Below are 22,295 nucleotides of genomic sequence, written 5' to 3'. Positions count from 1 at the left end.
GTAAGGCTTATAGTTATCTTTTATCATTATTTTAGTCAGCTAAAACAATAACTTTATTATCTTTCATTTCGATTGTTCCAGATTGTATTGGTAACCAAAATGTTTGCTCATTTACTTTATTGAATTTAGAAAGAAATTCTTTTTGAATTTTCAAGTTTTGAGCATTTATTTTAATATTCCCTTTAACTAATAACGACACAATAGGTGCGTGATTATTTAACATTTGGAACTCACCATTTACTCCTGGAACTGCTACTGATGTAACTTCTCCTTTAAATAATGTAGCTTCAGGTGATACTATTTCTAAAATCATTTTTCTAGTGATTAGTGATTAGTGCTTGGCATCATCTCAGAATACTGCCAATTCCTAAATGGTTTATGCTTCTGCCAACATTTTCTCTCCAGCTTCAATAGCTTCTTCAATAGAACCTTTAAGGTTAAATGCTGCCTCAGGTAAGTGATCTAATTCACCATCCATAATCATATTAAATCCTTTGATAGTCTCTTTGATATCTACTAATACACCAGGAATTCCCGTAAACTGTTCTGCAACGTGGAATGGTTGAGACAAGAAACGTTGTACACGACGTGCTCTTGATACAACCAACTTATCATCTTCTGATAATTCTTCCATACCAAGAATCGCAATAATATCTTGTAATTCTTTGTAACGTTGTAAAATTTCTTTTACCCGTTGTGCACAACCATAATGCTCTTTACCTAAAATTTCTGGAGTTAAAATACGAGAAGTAGAATCTAATGGATCTACCGCTGGATATATACCTAACTCAGCAATTTTACGAGATAATACTGTTGTGGCATCTAAGTGAGCAAATGTTGTTGCTGGTGCAGGGTCAGTTAAATCATCAGCAGGTACGTATACAGCTTGTACTGATGTAATAGATCCTGTTTTAGTTGAAGTAATACGTTCTTGCATTGCTCCCATTTCAGTTGCCAATGTAGGTTGGTAACCTACTGCAGATGGCATACGCCCTAATAAGGCAGAAACTTCAGAACCAGCTTGTGTAAAACGGAAGATATTGTCAACAAAGAAAAGTACATCCTTTCCTTGACCATCTCCAGCTCCATCACGGAAATATTCAGCAATAGTCAAACCAGATAAAGCAACACGAGCACGTGCTCCAGGTGGTTCATTCATTTGACCGAATACGAAAGTAGCTTTAGAGTCTTTCATGATGTTTTTATCCACTTTAGACAAATCCCATCCACCTTCTTCCATAGAATGCATGAAATCATCACCATATTTGATAATTCCTGATTCTAACATCTCTCTTAAAAGATCATTTCCTTCACGAGTTCTTTCTCCTACTCCTGCGAATACAGAAAGACCTCCGTGACCTTTTGCAATATTATTAATCAACTCTTGAATTAATACTGTCTTACCTACTCCAGCTCCACCAAAAAGACCAATTTTACCTCCTTTAGCATAAGGTTCAATAAGGTCAATTACTTTGATACCTGTAAATAAAACTTCTGTAGAAGTTGATAAATCTTCAAATTTTGGTGCTGGTCTATGTATTGGTAAACCATTTGAACCTTCTTTAGGTAAATCTCCTAAACCGTCAATTGCATCACCAATTACATTAAATAAACGACCAAACACTTCAGAACCAATAGGCATCTGAATTGGTGTTCCTAAAGAAACAACTTCTTGCCCTCTAGATAAACCATCTGTAGAATCCATAGAGATTGTACGAACAGTATCTTCACCAATGTGAGATTGTACTTCTAATACTAATTTTGTTCCGTCTGCTTTAGTGATTTCTAATGAATCATAAATTTTAGGAAGCTCAGCATTTTCCGTGTTAAATACCACGTCAACAACTGGTCCGATAATTTTTGCAACTTTTCCTGTAACTTTAGACATTGCTTATGTATTTATTAAATAGCTATTTAGTATTGAAAAACACTTCTATTTTTCAGAGTGCAAAGATAGTTTTTTTGTAAACAATTTTGCAATTTATTTTTTGAATTTTTTGCAATAAAAAAGCGAAAAAATACTTTTTCGCTCTAAAAATGCTATTCTACGGTAACCGATTTTGCTAAATTCCTAGGTTGATCCACATTACAACCTCTCATTACAGCAATGTGATAAGACAATAGTTGTAAAGGAATTGTAGTCAATAATGGAGTTAACGCTTCTGTTGTTTCTGGAATTTCAATTACATGATCTGCTAAAGCTTTCACTTGTGTATCTCCTTTGGTAACAACCGCAATAATTTTACCACTTCTAGATTTAATTTCTTGAATATTACTTACGACCTTATCATAATGACCTTTATTAGGCGCAATAATAACCACTGGCATTGATTCATCAATTAAAGCAATTGGTCCGTGTTTCATTTCTGCAGCTGGATACCCTTCTGCATGTATGTATGATATCTCTTTTAATTTTAAAGCTCCTTCTAAGGCCACTGGAAAATTATACCCTCTTCCTAAATACAAACAATTAGGAGCATCTTTATAAATTTTTGCAATCTCTTTAGCTACATCATTTGTTTTTAATGCTTCTGCTACTTTTTCTGGAATTAATTCTAATTCTAACAAATAACGTTGGTAATCTGAATTCGTCATTTTACCGTTAGCTTTAGCCAAACGCAAAGCCAAAAGGGTTAAAATTGTTATCTGAGTTGTAAATGCCTTTGTAGATGCAACTCCAATTTCAGGACCTGCATGTGTATAAGCTCCTGCATGTGTCTCTCTAGAAATAGAAGATCCCACTACATTACAAACACCAAATACAAATGCTCCGTTTTCTTTAGCTAATTTTATAGCAGCTAATGTATCAGCCGTTTCTCCAGATTGAGAAATTGCAATTACTACATCCTCTTTATTAATAATAGGATTTCTATATCTGAATTCAGACGCATATTCTACTTCAACTGGTATTCTTGCAAATTCTTCAATGATATATTCAGCAACTAAGCCAGCATGCCAAGAAGTTCCACAAGCAACTATAATTATTCTTTCTGCATTAAGAAACTTTTCAAGATTATCTTCAACACCAGCCATTTGAATTATACCTTTGTTAGCCAAAAGCCTTCCTCTATAAGTATCTTTAATAACACTTGGTTGTTCGTATATCTCTTTCAACATAAAGTGCTCATATCCTCCTTTTTCAATTTGTTCCAAATTCATTTGCAACTCTTGAACATAAGGATCCACTAAAGAATCGTCTTTAATTTTACGAACTTTCATTGGCTTATGCAAACGCACAATAGCCATTTCTTCATCCTCTAAATAAATAGCATTTGAAGTATACTCAATGAAAGGTGTAGCATCAGAAGCGATGAAAAATTCATCTTCACCTATACCAATCGCTAAAGGACTTCCTAATCGAGCAACTACTATTTCATTTGGTTTTTCTTTATCAAAAACGGCAATAGCATAAGCTCCTACAACTTGGTTCAAAGCAATCTGAACTGCCTTTCCTAAACCCACCTTCTCTTTTTTCTTTACATCTTCAATCAAGTTCACTAAAACTTCTGTATCGGTATCAGATTGAAAAGAATAACCTCTTTTAATTAATTCTTTCTTTATAGGTTCATAATTTTCAATAATTCCATTATGAATAATTACTAAATTCCCAGAATTAGAATAATGTGGATGAGAATTAACATCATTTGGCACACCATGAGTTGCCCAACGTGTATGTCCCATTCCTATTTTACCAACCTTAGTATTTTCCTTTTCAGCTTTAGCTTCTAAATCAGAAACCTTACCTTTTGTTTTAGACAACTTTATTTCTGTCCCATCATACAATACAACACCTGCACTATCATACCCTCTATATTCTAATCTTTTTAAACCCTTGATTAAAACTGGATAAGCATCTCTATGACCTATATAACCTACAATTCCACACATAAAATTAATTAATTAGGTTTTGTATAATAAATTTCCAACTTCAATTTTTTAGCCTCATCTGTCGTATTATTACCGTAAACAACTGTTCCAAGTGGATTTATAATTGACCCCACTGGAAGTTTTTCATTTCCAAAACTAATTGGATTTAAAACATTATAACTAGCTGAATTAGCAATATTTTCTGTCACAGATAAGCCTAGTCGAACATTTTTATTAGTATTTTCATTTTCGCCATTAATAACATTATTAATGTGACTTGTCAATCTGATTTTAAATTTTATACCTAAATCGGCATTATTTTCATCCACTTCTAAGATTCCCCCGAAAAGGAATTTATTATTTTTCGGATTAGCTGTAGTAGAACTATCAAATATATAATCTAACAAAGCAGTGTTATTAGTAGCATCATACAAATAAACTCTAGTTGCATTTTTTTGTCCATTGTTTTTAACATAGAAAGTTAAAAAAGCATCATTTAGTAAAATATTTTCTGCTCTTAATTCCTCTAACTCATCAGGAATGTTATTACTATTGGTATCTGGACCAAATAAATCGATAAAAACAACCGAACCATCACTTCCTTTTGGATACAACAACTCATCTCCTGTAGTACTATTTGAAGCGCCTAGCTTATTATCATATTCAGTAGAAAAATCATTTTCAAAAAAGTTAACTGTATTACCAGATAAATTTAATTTTAATGACTTTTTCTTTAATTCATCAGTTGTTTCTGCAGCTTTAGAATGATATTGAACTGTAACATATCCTTTTGAAAAATCTAACAAAGCCAAAGCATTTGTATTAGAATTAGCATCAACTTGAAAATACAACCCTTTAAAATATTCTTTAAAAATATTATTATTCAACAAATCAGACCGTGAAGCATTAATAATTTTTGTTTCAAAAAAAGTCTTATCTAAATTAATCCACATTCCTGGTGCTAATCTTTCTTTAACTACTCTCTCAGAATCCACAGTGGTTACTACTCCAGAACTATTTAGATATTGACCATTACCATCTGTTTTATAAATAATAATTTCTTCATTACTAAATTTAAAACTTGAGTTTTCAGAAACCTCAGTTGAATTATTCAATTGAGAACCCACTAAATTAGGTTCAATTAAAGTGGTATTTTCATTTGAATAATATTTCTGACGAACTGTTGGATCAACAGCATCAAAATCTCTCAAAAAATAACCGTTTTCAAAAATCTTCAAATCAAACGAGGTATCCATATCTCCAAAAACCGATCCTAACTCATAAGTATTAGCCTCTATCCCAGTAGCGGTCTCTGTTTTAGTACTTATATATGGCACATATAAATATATTGAATCATTTGTTTGAATCGATCTTTCAATTCCAAAATCTGGATTTGTCGCAACTAAAGACAGTTGTGTTACAAAAGTAGCTTTTGTAGTGCCAAAATAATCATCTTTATAAAAACCCAACATATTCGTAGGTAAATTATTAGATTGCACAGCACCTGTTCTTTTAGTATAAGCTATCACATTAAAATCATCTCTTCTTTCTAACCCAAAATGATCATCACCAATAACATCAGAGCCCAAAGTATTAAAATCTTTGTCACAAGAAATCAAAAACATCACACTCAATACCAGAGCACTATTTAAAACAATTTTTTTCATGTAATTAAAAAAGGTAATTTATAAAATATGTTTCTTGATAAACTCAGTATATAACTCACTCACTTTATCTTTAGTGGCGAAAGGTAAAAAAGGTTTTCCTGAAGTTTCTATATATTTTGTTAAAGTTGGATTTAAGCCATCAGACCCCACAACTACACCATCTGAATGATCTATTGTAAGCTTCATTAAATTCTCATAATTAGGACTTTGAATTTCTTTTGTAATATCTTTTGAAATATTATCAAAACTCATTTTCCCAACTAATTCTTTATTTAATTCTCCCTCAAAACCTAAATTATAAACCGAAGTAATAATTTTTGTATCTGCAAAAATACCTTCGTTTTTGTAATAATGTTTTAAATAAACAGGCAATAATGACGCCATCCAGCCATGAACATGAATTACATCTGGAACCCAGTTTAACTTTTTAACTGTTTCAACTACTCCTTTTGCGAAAAAGATGGCTCTTTCATCATTATCTGGATACAAAACACCTTCTTCATCTGTAAAAGTAGCTTTTCTTTTAAAATACTCATCATTATCAATAAAATAAACCTGAATTCTTTCTTTAGGAATTGAAGCAACCTTTATAATAAGAGGCATATCCATATCATTAACCACTAGATTCATTCCTGACAAACGAATGACTTCATGTAATTGATGTCTTCTTTCATTTATATTTCCATATCTAGGCATAAATATTCTTATTTGCCCACCAATGTCATTGATCATTTTTGGAAATTCATATGATTGCAACGAAACTTCGTTCTCTGCTAAATAAGGCACCACTTCAGATGATACATACAATATCCTCTTTTCTTCCATAATTTATTTTGTTTAACATTTGTTTTTAAAAAACATGCAAAATTACAAAAATTTATGGATTTATCTAGTAAAATAGTAAGTTTGCATCCTAATTAATATAAAACCTTATGGTCGTTTTTACCGAAAAGAACGTTTTATCATCACATTTAAGTTCATTAATAAAAGAAAATAAAACCATTGGATTTGTTCCAACGATGGGAGCACTTCACCAAGGCCATCTATCTTTAATAGAACTATCTACAAAAGAAAACGACATTACTGTAGTGAGTATTTTTGTAAATCCAACCCAATTTAATAACAAAGAAGATTTAGATAAATATCCAAGAACTTTAGATTCTGATACTCAAAAAATACAAACTTTAAACAAACCTGTTATCATATACGCTCCTTCCGTTAAAGATATTTATGAAGAAAACATAGCATCCGAAAAATTTAATTTTAACGGTTTGGAATTAAAGATGGAAGGCAAACACAGAGTAGGGCATTTTGATGGTGTAGGAACAATTATAAAAAGACTTTTCGAAATTGTAAGACCTACAAAGGCTTATTTCGGAGAAAAAGACTTCCAACAATTGCAAATTGTAAGAACATTAGTAAAAAAATACAAACTCCCAGTACAAATAATAGGCTGTCCAATCTTTAGAGAAAACAATGGTTTGGCCATGAGTTCCAGAAACGAACGTTTGTCTTCTGAATCAAGAGAAAAAGCAGCTTTAATTTTTAAAACACTACAAAAAGCAAAAAACCTTTTTACTACTAAATCAGCTCAAGAAGTTACAAAAATAGTTGAAGAAACTTTTAAAAAAGAAAATGAATTCACTTTAGAATATTTTGAAATTGCAGAGGAAGAAACATTAACTATCTGCAAAAGAAAAAATAAAAAGAAAAAATACAGAGGCTTTATAGCTGTTTTTATTGATAACATTAGATTAATCGATACTATTGTTATGAACTAAAGAAGAAATAACACATTTACTAAAAAAAAATAATTAATTTATACAAAATAATTAACTTTGCACCATGCATATTCAAGTAGTAAAATCGAAAATTCATCGCGTTACCGTTACAGGAGCCGATTTGAATTATATAGGAAGTATTACCATTGATGAAACGTTAATGGAAGCTTCAAACATTATTGAAGGTGAAAAAGTACAAATCGTTAACATTAATAATGGAGAACGTTTAGAAACTTACGCTATCAAAGGACCAAGAAATACAGGTGAAATTACACTAAATGGACCTGCTGCAAGAAAAGTTCATAGAGGAGATATTATCATTATTATTTCTTACGCCTCTATGGATTTTGAAGAAGCTAAAAAATTCAAACCTTCTTTAGTTTTTCCCAATGAAAAAGATAACTCATTGACTTAATTTTGACTTTTTCATTAAAAAAAATGCTACAAACATGTATTCCATTATTAATTGGGATAGGTTTGATTTATTATCAATTCTCTTCATTTAATGAAACGGAGTTGGAGCGAATTAAAAGTTACTTTAGAAACGCCAATTACTTTTATGTCTTTTTATCCATACTAATTTCTCTATTTGGCTATTGGTCAAGAGCATATAGATGGAAATACTCATTAAATCATTTAGGGTTTCAGCCCAAGTTTCATAATTCTTTTTTTGCAGTTAGCATTTCCTATTTATTAAACTTAACGATTCCCCGTTCTGGTGAAATTAGCAGAGCCATGATTTTAAAAAAATATGAAGGCGTCCCATTTGATAAAGGTTTTGGAACCATTGTGGCTGAAAGAGTGGTTGATTTACTTATTTTTCTACTGTTTGTAATTACCGCTTTTCTACTACAGTTTGAAAAAATTAGCGCATTCATATTTTCACATGTTTCGCCCAATAAAATAATATTACTCTTAGCTGTTGGTTGTATTGGTTTGATTTTTTTTTTATTTATATGGAGATGGGCAAAATGGCCAATAATTCTTAAAATAAAAAGCAAATTCAATGGATTAGTAGAAGGAATGACTAGCATCTTAAAGATGAAAACAAAATGGAAGTACTTAGCACATTCTTTCTTCATTTGGTTTTCCTATTTAATGATGTTTTATGTTTGTGTTTTTTCTATACCAGAAACTGCAAATATTACATTTGACGTTGTAATTATGGGATTCATTTTTGGAACACTAGCTGTTGGGTTTACAAATGGTGGAGTTGGAGCTTTCCCAATATCTATAGCAAAAGTATTAGTGCTATATGGAATAGCTGAAGGTGCTGGAACAGCATTGGGTTGGATTATCTGGACTTCACAAACCTTACTTACTATTGTTTTAGGGTTAACTTCTTATTTACTTTTGAATATTTTCAATAAAAATTAATTAGTATATTGCCACTTATTAAAAGCTGTTTTCAATAGCTAAAATTGGTACAAAAAATAAAACATATAAAAATGAAAACAAAATTTCTTTTACTATTTATTTTAACAACTTCTTTCACATTCTCCCAAAGAATTACAGAATCTATACAGTCTAAAAAATTAGAAGAAGAAAGAACATTCACTGTTTCACTTCCACCAAATTATGAATTTGATGTGGAAAAAAAATTTCCAGTTCTAGTTTTACTTGACGGAGAATATTTATTAAATCCATTTGATGGAATTTTAAAATATGGAAATTATTGGGACGATTTACCAGAAATGATAATAGTAGCTATTAATCAAAATTATGATGAAAAGCGTTTTGATGATAGTGATTATGATGGAACGGGTTTACCTTCTGGAAAAGGGGCTAAATTTTTTGAATTTATAGGTTTTGAATTATTACCTTATATCGAAGGAAAATACAGAACGCAACCTTTCAGAATAATTGCTGGACATGACACTACTGCTAGTTTTTTAAATTTTTACTTATATAAAGATGATCCTGTTTTTAACGGATATATTTCATTGGCTCCTGAACTAGCTCCTCAAATGGACAAAAGAGTAGCTGAGCGCTTGGCAATAATTAAAAAGCCTATTTTCTATTACCTTGCTATTGGTCAAGGAGACTTAACCGATATTATTCAAGGAGCGAAATCATTAGATAAAAACATTTCGGCCATTCCTAATAAAACTTTTAGTTATCAATTTGATCAATTTAAAGGAGCCACTCATTATTCATTAGTCGCACAAGCCATTCCTCAAGCTTTATATTTTATTTTCCAAGGTTACCAACCTATTTCTATGATGGAATACAAAGAAAAGATAGCTACTCTAGACAAAGGCTACACCCAATATCTTATTGACAAGTATACTAAACTTGAAGAAAAATTCGGATTAAAATTAAAACCTCGTTTAACCGATTTTAAAGCCATTGAAGCTGCTATTCTTAAAAACAAAGCTTATTTAGAATTACAAGACTTAAGTAAATATGCAGAAAAGCAATACCCAAAAACAACCTTAGGAACGTACCACCAAGCGTTATACTATGAAAAATCTGGTGAGTTTAAAAAAGCGTCTAAAGAGTACAAAAAAGGATATGCTTTAACTGAAATTAGAGAAATAACTAGATCTTTTATGCTTGATAAATCAGAAAGTTTGAAAGATAAAGAAGACAAATCTACTGTTGAGGAATATGCAGAACCTTTACCAGAAGAAAATGGTGAAGAAAAAAAAGAAGGTGAATAATTAAATATGGCAAAAGTAAAAACAGCTTTTTTCTGTCAAAATTGTGGTACTTCTTTTTCAAAATGGCAAGGCCAATGTCATGCCTGTAAAGAATGGAACACCATTGTTGAAGAAGTGATTCAGAAAGAAGAAAAAGTTACTTGGAAAAATGAATCTAAAACCACTTCAAAAACGGCCAAACCTTTATTAATTAAAGAAATAGATTCTTCTCAAGAAATTCGATTAAACACAACTGATGGTGAATTAAATCGAGTTTTAGGTGGTGGATTAGTTCCTGGATCACTAACACTTTTAGGAGGTGAACCTGGCATTGGAAAAAGTACGCTTTTACTTCAAATTTCTTTGAAATTACCTTATAAAACGCTTTATGTTTCTGGTGAAGAAAGTCAGAAACAAATAAAAATGCGTGCGGAACGTATTGTTCCCAATAGCGACAACTGTTACATCCTTACAGAAACCAAAACTCAAAACATTTTCAGACAAATTGCAGAAATGCAACCTGAAATTGTAATTATTGATTCCATTCAAACCCTTCATACCGATTATATTGAATCTACTGCAGGAAGTATTTCACAAATTAGAGAATGCACAGCTGAGTTGATTAAGTTTGCCAAAGAATCCAACGTTCCTGTAATCTTAATTGGTCATATCACAAAAGATGGCACCATTGCTGGACCGAAAATATTGGAACACATGGTTGATACCGTTCTCCAATTTGAAGGAGACAGAAATCATGTCTACAGAATACTTCGTTCTTTAAAAAATAGATTTGGTTCCACAGCTGAACTAGGTATCTATGAAATGTTAGGCAACGGTTTACGAGAAGTTGAGAATCCTTCTGAAATATTAATTTCACACAAAGACGAAGCGCTTTCTGGAACAGCTATAGCTTGTACTTTAGAAGGCATGCGTCCTTTAATGATAGAAATTCAGTCACTAGTTAGTTCGGCTGTTTATGGAACACCTCAACGCAGTACCACTGGCTACAATGCTAAAAGATTGAATATGATTTTAGCCGTTTTAGAAAAACGAGCGGGTTTTCGATTAGGAACCAAAGATGTTTTCTTAAATGTGACCGGAGGCATTTCTGTGGATGACACTGCAATTGATTTAGCAGTTGTAGCAGCTATTTTATCTTCCAATGAAGACATTGGTATAGAAGAAGGTTTTTGTTTTGCAGGAGAAGTTGGTCTTTCTGGAGAAATAAGACCTGTAAATAGAATAGACCAACGCATTCAAGAAGCGGAAAAATTAGGGTTTACAACTATTTTAGTTTCCAAACACAATAAAATTTCACTAAAAAACACTAGTATAAAAGTCGTTTTAGTAGCTAAGATTGAAGATGTAGTTAGTGTATTGTTTGGGTAAAATTACATCTCAAAACAATAATTAGAAGGTTTTCCTTGAATAGGAATGGCATATATTTCATCAAGAGCAACCCTCATTGCTTCTACGGTTTCAAAATGTTGTCGGTTGGCTGATTTCCAATGAAACTGTTGCAATAAAGGGTTTTGTTGTTTATAATAACTTAAAGCAACGTTCAGTAAATTAGTTCTATTCGCAACTAATTCATTGGAATAAATTCCTTCTTTTTCAACTTGAGTAGCTGATAAAAACTCAAAATAAACGACTCTTCTTTTTTGATTAACTTGCAAAGGTTCAGAACTGTGGACCAACATCATGTCATGCACAAGAATGTCACCAGCTTGCATAGGAATTTCGACATATTCTTCTTTTATTACATCACAAATGTTTTTATTACTTATGTGGCTTTTTGGAATTACCTTAAGTGCTCCATCATTCGTATTAGCATCATCTAAATAAACACCTACCATGAAACAATATCCCGTTCTTTGATGAATCATGTCTTGATGCCATAAAACTGGTAAATTATCTCCTAAATTTTTAATCACTGCAAATTCTTGTAAACAAAAAAAATCTGCTCCACAAATAGTTTGAGCCACTTCTAATAAAAAAGGAGAAGCCAATAACTCCAAGCAAGTTAAATTGTTTTTGTATCCCAATAATTGAATATTGGTAACAAATTTTTTGTCGTCAACTTGAAGTGTCACTTTCTGAGTATCATTTTCATCAGCAACTACCTCATCAATAAACAATTGTAGTTTCTTTAATAACTCAGTAGATAAACAGTCGGTTATCTTAACAAAACCTTCTTCTTTAAATTGGTTGAATTGTTCTGATGTGATGTATTTATTCATAAAAATGATGACTGTGTTTGTTTTCCCTTAATAAAATTAAAAGTTGTCATATGTTATCCTAAAAACAAGACTTTCAGAAGTAAGCTGTAAATCATTTATAAGTGTTACTTTTATATCTGTAAATAAAATCAAATCTTCTTTTTGAAGCGTTTGTAGTTCTTTTCTTAATTCTTCAGTAAATACTCTTTTGTGAAATACATTAGAAAATACAACTTTATCTTTTCTAATTATTGTCACTTTATATTCTAACTTAGGAATATTGATATCAGAACAGGTTAACCCCTTAAATAAAAAAGTGAGATTATGAGCATTTTGTATGATTTTTTCTCCATTTTCATTTTCTGGAGCAGTTAAAGTAGCAACAGGAATTATATCTATTACTTGTAATTTTTGTTTTCCTACTAATTTACTTTTCTTATAAATAGCAATTTCTATCTCTCCTATTTTCTTTGGTAAAATAGTATAATTACAGTTATTTCCACTAATTATTTTATCATCAACTATAATTTTCAAGTCTTTACATTTTTCTCCTTCAACTATAATATCAACAGGATTTTGAACTCCATAATATAAAACACCATAATCAAAAAAAGTTCTTACAACCACTTTTTGGCTAAAAATAGTTTGAAAACAAAAGACAAAAATTAGTAATAATAGCTTTTTCATATTTAGATCACTTAAACCTACTCAAAAACTCCTCTTTATAAGTACTAGAAACCTCAATTTCTGCTTCGTCTTGTAACGTAATAAAACCTCCTTTGTTATACGATTTTACAAAATTGATGTTGATGATATGCGATTTATGCACTCTCATAAAAGGAAAAGGCAAAATTTCTGAAAAGTGTTTTAAAAAACGACAAACCATTTTTTTGGAACCATCTACTAAAAACAAATCCGTGAAGTTGCCATTTCCTTTTAGTCTTACAATGTTTTTCATTAATACTACTTCAAAACCTTCTAATGTGGGTAAAATAACTTGTTGTTTTTCAGGTTTGGGTTCTCTGAAATTTTCTACTATGATTTTATTTCGATTGAGTAAATCGTGATTGGTTATTTGCTGTTGGACTTTATTCACGGCCAAAATCAATTCTTCTATACTAATGGGTTTTAGTAAATAATAAGCTGCACTTTGGTTCAAAGCCTTTAAAGAATATTCAGAAAAAGCAGTTACGAAAATAGTTTCAAATTGCAAATCTTTACAAGCTTCTAAAACGTCAAAAGCATTTCCAAAAGGCATTTCAACATCTAAAAAAACCAATTGTGGCTCCACTTCATGCAATAAAGGAACGGCTTCTTTAATATTAGCTGCTTCACCTATTACTTCCACTTGCGGACAATACTTTTTAAGATAGTTTTTTAAGACTTCTCTCGCAGCCGTTTCATCTTCTACAATAACACTTCTTATTTTTTGTAATCCTGTCATATTTTATCTAGTAATGGAACCGAAATTACAACAATAGTTCCGGTTTCTGGTGCTTGTTTTTCGGTTATAGAAAACGTAATATTCATTTTGTACAAATCGTTCAGTAATTTTATACGTTCCAATGTATTTGTAGTTCCTCTAGATTGATGCACTTTTTGATTAATCGTTTTTAAGGCTTTACTTTGGGTTAACCCAATACCATCATCATCAATACTAATTTGTACATTCTTCTGAAACAACTCAAATTTCAATAATAAATTCCCTTTTTCTTCTTTATAACGCAAACCATGCCAAATCGCATTTTCTAAATGAGGTTGCAAAATCATGTTGGGAATAAAAGTAACTTCGCTATCGATATTTTCATCCACTGTAATTTGATAGTCAAATTTGTCTTGAAAACGCAAATGCTCTAAATCCAAATACTTTTTCAATTGTTCTATTTCGTTACTTAAACTGATAAAATCTTTATTGGAATTTTCCATCATGTTACGCATCAAATTAGAGTACGAACTCAAATATTTATTGGCTTCCAATTCTTTATTTTCCGAGATGAATTGGTTCACACTATTCAAACTATTAAAAATAAAATGCGGATTCATTTCTCTTCGCAAGGATTGCAAAGCTATTTTCTTATTTTTTGTTTTAATCGAATACAAGGCTTTTACAATCAAGGCAAAAAAGATAAAAAGTAAGATAAGCGAACCAATCAAGAAATAATTGAACTTATTTTTCTTGGTTATTAATTCATCTTTCAACGCTTTTTCTTTTTCCAATTGTAGAATTTTCTTTTCGGAAATTTGGAAAACCTTATCATCAATTAACGAACTATCAGCTGCAACAATCTTATCAAAATTGGTTATAAAATCATCATACAAAAGCATGCTTTCTGCATCATTTCCTTTCGATTTATAGTAGGCAACCAATTGATTTAAACTGTTTTTAACCTCTTTTGTATTTCCGTTTTTACTAGCTAAAGCATACGATTCTTTTAAAGATTGAATCGCATTTTCTGGTTGATTGACTTGAAAATAGATAGTAGCAACTTCTTGTAATTGCTTTATTTCCGTTTCAAAATCGTTGCTCTTTTTTGCTTCTTCTAAAAGGGTTAAATTGATGGTTAAAGCCTTACCTAACTGATTTTCTTCCTTATAAACTTCAGCAATTTTATTTTTGATGGCTATTTCTTCTGGTTTGTTGTCTACATAATCTAAAGCACTTTTATAGCTTTCAATTGCCTCTTCAGATTCGGCATTAGACAAATCCGCTTCTGCTTTTTGAACGTATGCTTTTGCAACTTCTTCCTTTATATTTTCTTTTTTTGCGGAAGTCACACTTTTGTCTTTCGACTTTTCCTCTAGCAATTGAATGTTCGAATTGATATAATCCGATTGTGCTTTTGGATTGCTTTGATTTCGCAATCGGTTGGCATCATTATAATTCAATTGTTGGGAAATTTCATCATCTGCAATGCTTCCAGCACTTTCATAACTTTGAATGGCAGGAATAGTCTTGTTTTGCTTTTCTTGAGTTTGTGCAATAGCACGAGTTACTCTTGTTTTTTCTTCTGCTTTTTTTAATTTGGCATAAATCGCTTCTGCCTTTTTATAATATTCTTCTGCTTTGCCTAAATCTCCTTTTTTTTGGTATACCAAAGCCAATTCTTCATAATTCTTTGCTGTTTTGTAATCGTCATTTGTATCAATAGATCTTTCTAATTTCTTCACAGAATTGGACAAAGACACCTTGCTTGCTTTCTTTTTAATAGAGTCTTGTGCATGCATCTGTAAAGACATCAGGCTAAGGATAACAATTATATATAGTGTGTTTCTATGTGTCATTTTAGTTCTCAATTATACTAATGTAAAGATAAATCTTTTAGCATTCATATTTAAAAGTGTTTACCAAGTCAAAGTTGGGTTTCACCAAGTCTCCAAAAATCGCTTTTACTATCTCACTAAATTTGAATCAAATAACAACGAAAACATGAAAACTAATTTAATAACAGTACTACTAATGATCACTTTACCTTTTTTTACTTTTAATACAGCACAAGATTCATCAAGCAATTTTACTCCTTCAATAGTGGATTACTATGCTTTTGAAAAACTAACAATTGAAGTAAAAAACTACAGAAAAGACAGATTGATTAATTGGTCAACCTTTGAAAAATTCTCTAAAAATGCAAATACAATTATTTTAGATACACGCTCCAAAGAAATGTACGATAAAAAGCACATAAAAGGAGCCATTCATTTGAACTTTTCTGATTTCACTCAAGATAATTTGGCTCAAATAATTCCTTCATTCCATACTAGAGTATTAATCTATTGCAATAACAACATAGATAATGAACCTATTTTCTTTGCATCAAAAATTTCTTTACCAAAAAAAGAGACACAACCCAAACCAATCTCATTGGCATTAAACATTCCAACTTTCATTACTCTTTACGGATATGGTTATAAGAATGTCTATGAATTATCAGAATTAATTTCATCCTTGGACCGAAAAATCACCTTTGAAGGTACAGCAATCTAATTAAGCATAACAATTTAAAAACATAACATTATGAAAAATCAAAAATCAAAAATCTTAACAGTTACAGCAATTGTAGCTTTAACTTCATTAGCTTGGCTTTCAAACCGTGTTTTAGAAGGCAAAAATAGTACTGAAAAAGAATCTTTTTTGGCGGTTAACCCAACAGAAGAAAAGCCATGTGTATTCATGTCTGTTATGGGTGAACAATCCGTTGAAGGGTATTCCAATTATAAAATTGAAAATACGTATTCTGAAAAAATTACTGCAGGAGAAAATTGGATTATTAGCGCACAAAATAAAGATGGCGGTTGGGGAGCAGGTTCTCATAACAACCAAAGAGAAATGAACCCACATGCAGTAAGTTCAGATCCTGCTACAACAGCAATGGCAGCAATGTCTTTATATCGTTGTGGCTATACTATTCAAAGTGGAAAACACAGTGCCAATTTAAAAAATGCACTTGAATTCCTTTTAAAAGAAATTGAAAACAATAAAGATCAACCCTTTATTACACAGATAAGAGGTACTCAAATTCAAAGGAAATTAGGTGAAAATATTGACACTGTCTTAACCTTACAATTTTTAAATCAAGTCGCGGAAACTATAAATGATAAAGAACTACAAACTAGAGTAGAAAAAGGAATTCAAAGTTGTGTGGATAAAATTGAGAAATCTTCCGACTCTAGTGGGAAAGTAAAAGGAGCTGGTTGGGCAGGTGTACTACAATCGTCTTTTGCAAGTTCGAGCTTAGAGCAAGCTTCAAAAAACAAAAACATTAAAGTGGACAAAGAAAAATTAGATGCCTCTAGAAATTATCAAAAAAGCAATTATAATACTGAAACGGAAGAAGTAAAAGCAGAAGATGGAGCTGGAGTTGTTTTATATGCTGTAAGTAGTTCTGTTCGTGGAAGTGCTACAGAAGCAAAAGAAGCACAAGAAATCTTAGAAGAAGGGAAAAAGACCGGAAAAATTGAGAAAGATGCCAAATTAACTACTGAAAACTTAGAAAAATTGGGTGTAGCTAGAGAAAAAGCAGCTTCTTATACTGTTGCAGATAAAGTCTATAAATCAGCAAAAGTAAAAGCGATACAAGAAGACGTGATGAATGGTTTTGGAAACAATGGTGGAGAAGAATTTTTAAGTTTCTTACAAACGGGCGAATCAATGGTTGTTAAAAAAGATGACGATTGGAAAAAATGGTACGATAATGTTGCTGGAAAACTAATTAAAATTCAAAATCAAGATGGAAGTTGGAACGGTCATCACTGTATCACTAGTCCAGTATTTTGTACAGCAACAAGTCTATTAATCTTAAGCATCGAAAACGACATTCAATCTTTACAAAAATAATTTAAAAAAACAACTATTATGAAAACTAGAATCCTATACATCAGCACATTATTAGCAACTACATTGACTTTTGGAAGTTGCAATCATTCCAAAGCAGAAACGCTTGCAGAAAATGAAACTCCAATTGAAAAAGTTGTTGAAAGACCAACATCAGAAAATAAAATCCAAGTAGCTATTCTTTTAGATACTTCAAATAGTATGGACGGTTTGATCGAACAAGCGAAATCACGCTTATGGAATATCGTAAATACGTTAACAACTTTAAAATATGAAGGTAAAACGCCTGAAATTGAAATAGGCTTGTACGAATATGGGAATGATGGTTTATCATCAGCCTCTAATTATATAAGACAAGTAGCACCGTTAACAACCGATTTAGATTTGATTTCTGAAAAATTATTCTCACTTCGCACCAATGGTGGTCAAGAATATTGTGGAGCTGTTATTCAAGATGCCGTGACCAAATTAAGTTGGAAAGACGGAAACAAAAACATGAAACTAGTGTATATTGCTGGAAATGAACCCTTCAATCAAGGGCCTATTAATTACAAAGAAGTAGTAAAAAATGCTTTAAAACAAGATATCTACATAAACACTATTTTTTGTGGAAATCATGAAGAAGGCATTAGAACCTTTTGGCAAGATGGAGCCATTACAGGAAATGGAAAATATTTCAATATCGATTCTAACGAACGTGTGCAATACATTAACACACCATATGATGACCAAATTACCTTACAAAATCAAAAAATCAATGAAACCTATGTGAGCTATGGAAAAAAAGGTGCTGAGAAAAAAATGAATCAAGAAGTTCAAGATGCTAATGCTGGTAGTGTTTCAAAAGCCAATTATGTAGAGCGTTCCGTTAGTAAATCGAAAGCCGTTTATAAAAATGAAAGTTGGGATTTAGTGGATAAAGTAAGTGAAGATGAAAAAGCAATCGACAATATTAGAAAAGAAGAATTACCCGCAGAATTACAAAATAAAGATAAAGCAGAAATTAAAGCGTATGTAGCCAAAAAAGCAGCGGAAAGAGAAAAAATTCAGAAAGAAATAAGTGTTTTGGCTAAAAAACGTCAAGCGTATATAGAAGCGGAAATGAAAAAAGAGAAAACACAAGACGATTTAGGAAATGCGATAAGTACTTCTATAATTGAATTAGGAAAAGCAAAAGGGTACAAGGTTGAAAAATAATCGGTAATTTTAAACTTTAATTTCCATCCTTTATACAAAATTCATACTCTATATATAAATTGCATATTATGAAAAAAACACTTTTAGGATTTACTTTACTGATTTCCGTTTCACTTTTTGCGCAGAAACCCATTTTTACTACTGCAAAAGTAAATGCAGCAACAGTTTATGTCAACAGTGCCGAATTATCGCAATCCACATCAGTTACTTTGCCAAAAGGAACGAGCGAAATTGTTATTAAAAATGTAGCCGATTATTTAAATGAAAGTACGGTACAAATTAATGCACCAAAGAACATTACAGTTTTATCTTTTCAGTTTACCAAAAATTATATTTCTGAATATGAAATTGATGAAAGCAATCCAGCGATTAAAAAAGTAAGAGATAGCATCGATTGGGTGACCAAAGAAATGAGTAAAGTGGTCAATCAACGTACTTCCTATTCTAAAACTATTGAATTATTGGACAAAAACCAACAAATTTCAGGTGGAAATGCAGCTTTAAGTGTGACCGAATTAATGAAATTAGTAGACTATTACAATGCAAAGCGTACTGAATTGAGTAATCTAGTCAATACTTTTTACGAAAAAGAAAGCAAGTTGAAAGAACAATTAGCTAAGTTGAATTCAAAATTAGAAATCAATACCCAAAAAGAAGAAAAAACTTCCAGAGGAAAATTAATTATTCAAGTGATGAATGAATTGGCAGGAACAGTAGATTTAGACATCAATTATTTAACGCAAGGCGCTTCTTGGCAACCCTTTTACGATTTAAGAGCAGAAAATATTAGTAGTCCAATTGATATGCTTTATAAAGGACAAGTGACTCAAAATACAGGAATCGATTGGAAGAAAGTAAAATTAACCTTATCTAGTGGTAACCCAAACCAAAGTAATGTGGCTCCTATTTTACAAGCTTGGTTTTTGCGTTTTGGCTATCCAGTTGTCGGTTATGGTAAAAGAGAAAATTTAGCATTAAACTCTATCCAAAGTAAAGTTTCTGGTATTAGATCAGATGCACCTGTAATGGAATTACAAGAATCTAGCATTTCAAATTATACTACGATTTCTGAAAACCAGTTAAATGTAACCTTTGACATTGACATTCCTTATGACATTTTATCTAATGGAAAAGCACATAGTGTAGCCTTAAAAGAAATTAAATTACCCGCTTCATATAAATATTATGCTGTGCCAAAAGTAGAAAAAGAAGCTTTCTTACTAGCTGAAATAAATGATTATTCTAAGTTTAATTTATTACCAGGTGAAGCGAATATTATTTTTGAAGGTACTTATGTAGGTAAAACATTCATTAATGCAAATGCAACTTCCGATACTTTGAACTTAAGCATGGGTCGTGATAAAAAGATTTCTATTAAAAGAGAAAAAGTAGTAGACAAATCGGGAACCAAGTTTTTATCTTCTTATAAAGAGCAAATTTTCACGTATGATCTTATTGTAAGAAATAATAAAAAAGAAAGTATTGCTATGTTATTAAAAGATCAATATCCTATAAGTACGGATAAAGAGATTACTATTGAACTTTTAGAAAAAGATAAGGCTTCAGCCAATGAAGAAACTGGTGTTTTAACATGGAAAATTGATTTAAAACCTAATGAGACTAGAAAATTTAGAATAAGCTATAAAGTCAGGTATCCAAAAGATAAAATAATTGATAATCTTTAATTTCAATAAAAACCCTATCATCACAGATAGGGTTTTTACTTTTGATTATTAGTGTTTTATATATCTTTTCGCTATTTTTACATACAAACAATAAAAAACAAACAAACTATGAAAACGAACAAAAAAAACACGCCAAAAAGGCGCAATCTAAAACTATGGGGTTTATCGAGCTTCATTTTATTCCTTTTTTATGGCACTTTTGCAATTGCACAAACAATCAGTTTACAATCATTCGCTACTGGTTTTTCAAGTCCTTTAGAAATTACAAATGCTGGAGATTCTCGACTATTTGTTGTAGAAAAAGGAGGCTTAATTAAAATCTTAAATGATAATGGAACGGTAAATACAACACCGTTTTTAGACATTACTTCATTAGTAAACACTAACAGTGAAAGAGGATTATTAGGCCTTGCTTTTCATCCTGATTATGCTACCAATGGCTATTTCTTTGTCAATTATTCTAACAATTCAGGAAACACTGTTATAGCTAGATATAGTGTATTTGCTGCCAATCCAAATGCTGCCAATCCTTCTTCTGCTACTATTTTAATGACAATTAATCAACCATATGACAATCATAATGGAGGTTCTATAAAATTCGGACCAGATGGTTATTTATACATTGGTATGGGTGATGGTGGAAGCGGTGGTGATCCACAAGGATACGCTCAAAACACAACTATTGATGGAAGTAACCCTACTAGAGTTTTTCTTGGAAAAATGCTACGTATTGATGTAAATACTACAACAGCACCATTCTATTCTATACCAGCAACAAATCCTTATGTCGGTCAAACTGGGAAAGAGGAAATTTGGGCGATTGGTTTACGAAATCCTTGGAAATTTTCATTTGACAGTGCTACTGGTAATTTATGGATTGCTGATGTAGGACAAAATGTTCATGAAGAAATTAATAAAACTAATGCTCCATTACCTGCTGGTCTAAACTATGGATGGCGTTGTTATGAAGGAAATGCAACATATAATACTTCAGGTTGTCCTGCATCTTCTGCTTTGACTTTTCCATTAGTAGATGTCAATCATAATACAAGTGCCTGTTCGATTACAGGTGGTTATGTGTATCATGGAACTATGTATCCTAATTTACTAGGCAAATATCTATTCACTGATTATTGTGATTCTAGAATAGGTATGGTAACTTTCACTGGTAGTTTGACTTATTCTTCTAACTTTCCAGGCAATAATTTTGTTTCATTTGGAGAAGACATGAACAAAGAATTATACATTGCTGCAATTAATAATGGCACTATTTACAAAATTACAGATTCAACATTAAGAACTGAAGATTTTGACAAAAGTGGTTTTTCTATATATCCAAATCCTGCAAAAGAAACCATTACACTATCAAATACGAATAATATTCCAGCAAAGAGTATTTTAATATATGATATTTCAGGAAAAAAAGTACTTACAAAAAAAGTAAGAGAGACAAATATTATTAACATCTCTACTCTTGCCAAAGGTATTTACAATGTCTCAATTATAGATACTAATGATATGAATTATCAAACCAAGTTGGTAGTTCAATAACTTAAAAAAAAACGGATAAATTTTTTAAAAAACTTATCCGTTCTTTATTTTTTTAATAAACAATTAAGAATTTGTTCTTGAATATTTTCTGTTTCAAATACTATTTCTTTAGATAATGAAATTTCAAAAATATCTATATTCTATTTTAATTGTTCTAATATTGTAACTCAAATTAAAATAAACTAGAGTTAAATATAACAAATTAATTATCTAATTTTCATGCATTTGACAAAAAAAAGAGTTCGAAAAAAGCTGCCCAGAAAGTAAATTTTTTATCAATATGAATTTGTTTTAGAATCTGAAATGAATTCAAAATAAACAAGTTTCTGACTTTTTGGACAGCTTTCTTTGTAATTA

19 protein-coding genes are annotated in these 22,295 nt (G+C 31.1%); 10 read left to right on the top strand and 9 right to left on the bottom strand.

Going from position 1 to position 22,295, the window contains the following annotated elements:
* Positions 1-31: 31 nt before the first annotated feature.
* From FIA58_RS15925 to FIA58_RS15905, 5 genes are all read right to left on the bottom strand, one after another.
* Positions 32-313 (bottom strand): F0F1 ATP synthase subunit epsilon, encoded by a 282-nt coding sequence (locus FIA58_RS15925; RefSeq protein ID WP_140963587.1) that lies wholly within the window; start codon positions 311-313, stop codon positions 32-34.
* A 63-nt stretch (positions 314-376) separates the two neighbouring features.
* A complete protein-coding gene (gene atpD / locus FIA58_RS15920; RefSeq protein ID WP_140963584.1) occupies positions 377-1,888 on the bottom strand; it encodes a F0F1 ATP synthase subunit beta in 1,512 nt (503 codons plus the stop codon).
* A gap of 152 nt (positions 1,889-2,040) precedes the next feature.
* Positions 2,041-3,888 carry a glutamine--fructose-6-phosphate transaminase (isomerizing) gene (gene glmS / locus FIA58_RS15915; RefSeq protein ID WP_140963583.1) on the bottom strand — a complete coding sequence of 616 codons (1,848 nt, stop codon included), beginning with the start codon at positions 3,886-3,888 and terminating at the stop codon, positions 2,041-2,043.
* Between the two features lie 8 nt (positions 3,889-3,896).
* Positions 3,897-5,534 carry a DUF4270 domain-containing protein gene (locus tag FIA58_RS15910; protein WP_140963580.1) on the bottom strand — a complete coding sequence of 546 codons (1,638 nt, stop codon included), beginning with the start codon at positions 5,532-5,534 and terminating at the stop codon, positions 3,897-3,899.
* Between the two features lie 18 nt (positions 5,535-5,552).
* Positions 5,553-6,359 (bottom strand): glycogen/starch synthase, encoded by an 807-nt coding sequence (locus tag FIA58_RS15905; RefSeq protein ID WP_140963579.1) that lies wholly within the window; start codon positions 6,357-6,359, stop codon positions 5,553-5,555.
* Positions 6,360-6,466: 107 nt separating this feature from the next.
* Between FIA58_RS15905 and panC the strand changes: the two genes are divergently transcribed.
* From panC to radA, 5 genes are all read left to right on the top strand, one after another.
* Complete coding sequence (gene panC, locus FIA58_RS15900) at positions 6,467-7,315, top strand: pantoate--beta-alanine ligase (RefSeq protein ID WP_140963577.1); 849 nt, start codon at positions 6,467-6,469, stop codon at positions 7,313-7,315.
* Positions 7,316-7,379: 64 nt separating this feature from the next.
* Positions 7,380-7,730 carry an aspartate 1-decarboxylase gene (gene panD / locus FIA58_RS15895; RefSeq protein ID WP_140963575.1) on the top strand — a complete coding sequence of 117 codons (351 nt, stop codon included), beginning with the start codon at positions 7,380-7,382 and terminating at the stop codon, positions 7,728-7,730.
* Positions 7,731-7,753: 23 nt separating this feature from the next.
* Positions 7,754-8,692, top strand: coding sequence for a lysylphosphatidylglycerol synthase transmembrane domain-containing protein (locus tag FIA58_RS15890; RefSeq protein WP_140963572.1), 939 nt, complete (start codon positions 7,754-7,756; stop codon positions 8,690-8,692).
* 71 nt (positions 8,693-8,763) lie between these two features.
* Positions 8,764-9,978, top strand: coding sequence for an alpha/beta hydrolase (locus tag FIA58_RS15885; RefSeq protein ID WP_140963570.1), 1,215 nt, complete (start codon positions 8,764-8,766; stop codon positions 9,976-9,978).
* 6 nt (positions 9,979-9,984) lie between these two features.
* Entirely contained in the window at positions 9,985-11,346 is a 1,362-nt protein-coding gene (gene radA, locus FIA58_RS15880) for a DNA repair protein RadA (RefSeq protein WP_140963568.1), read from the top strand.
* 2 nt (positions 11,347-11,348) lie between these two features.
* Here radA and FIA58_RS15875 read toward each other — a convergent pair whose 3' ends face one another.
* From FIA58_RS15875 to FIA58_RS15860, 4 genes are read right to left on the bottom strand one after another with little or no spacing between them, the layout of a single operon-like run.
* The gene (locus FIA58_RS15875; RefSeq protein ID WP_140963565.1) at positions 11,349-12,197 is read right to left on the bottom strand and encodes a phytanoyl-CoA dioxygenase family protein; all 849 of its coding nucleotides are present in this window, start codon (positions 12,195-12,197) and stop codon (positions 11,349-11,351) included.
* Between the two features lie 36 nt (positions 12,198-12,233).
* Complete coding sequence (locus tag FIA58_RS15870; RefSeq protein ID WP_140963562.1) at positions 12,234-12,863, bottom strand: GldM family protein; 630 nt, start codon at positions 12,861-12,863, stop codon at positions 12,234-12,236.
* A 7-nt stretch (positions 12,864-12,870) separates the two neighbouring features.
* Complete coding sequence (locus FIA58_RS15865) at positions 12,871-13,620, bottom strand: LytR/AlgR family response regulator transcription factor (protein ID WP_140963559.1); 750 nt, start codon at positions 13,618-13,620, stop codon at positions 12,871-12,873.
* Positions 13,617-15,458, bottom strand: coding sequence for a tetratricopeptide repeat-containing sensor histidine kinase (locus FIA58_RS15860; protein ID WP_140963557.1), 1,842 nt, complete (start codon positions 15,456-15,458; stop codon positions 13,617-13,619). Before FIA58_RS15860 ends, FIA58_RS15865 begins: the two co-directional genes overlap by 4 nt.
* A 145-nt stretch (positions 15,459-15,603) precedes the next feature.
* On the opposite strand from FIA58_RS15860, the gene FIA58_RS15855 reads away from it, so the two are divergent.
* The 5 genes from FIA58_RS15855 (at position 15,604) to FIA58_RS15835 (ending at position 21,938) form a co-directional block, all read left to right on the top strand.
* Entirely contained in the window at positions 15,604-16,158 is a 555-nt protein-coding gene (locus FIA58_RS15855; protein WP_140963554.1) for a rhodanese-like domain-containing protein, read from the top strand.
* A 30-nt stretch (positions 16,159-16,188) separates the two neighbouring features.
* A complete protein-coding gene (locus FIA58_RS15850) occupies positions 16,189-17,508 on the top strand; it encodes a prenyltransferase/squalene oxidase repeat-containing protein (RefSeq protein WP_140963552.1) in 1,320 nt (439 codons plus the stop codon).
* Between the two features lie 18 nt (positions 17,509-17,526).
* On the top strand, positions 17,527-18,702 hold the full coding sequence (locus tag FIA58_RS15845) for a vWA domain-containing protein (RefSeq protein ID WP_140963551.1): 1,176 nt from the start codon (positions 17,527-17,529) through the stop codon (positions 18,700-18,702).
* 68 nt (positions 18,703-18,770) lie between these two features.
* Entirely contained in the window at positions 18,771-20,387 is a 1,617-nt protein-coding gene (locus tag FIA58_RS15840) for a DUF4139 domain-containing protein (RefSeq protein WP_140963548.1), read from the top strand.
* Positions 20,388-20,495: 108 nt separating this feature from the next.
* On the top strand, positions 20,496-21,938 hold the full coding sequence (locus tag FIA58_RS15835) for a PQQ-dependent sugar dehydrogenase (RefSeq protein WP_140963546.1): 1,443 nt from the start codon (positions 20,496-20,498) through the stop codon (positions 21,936-21,938).
* Positions 21,939-22,295: the final 357 nt, after the last annotated feature.

This window comes from Flavobacterium jejuense (genome assembly GCF_006491595.2).
Classification (GTDB): Bacteria; Bacteroidota; Bacteroidia; order Flavobacteriales; family Flavobacteriaceae; genus Flavobacterium; species Flavobacterium jejuense.
The sequence above is the reverse complement of the archived record's forward strand: the minus strand, read 5'-3'. Positions and strand labels throughout refer to the sequence as shown.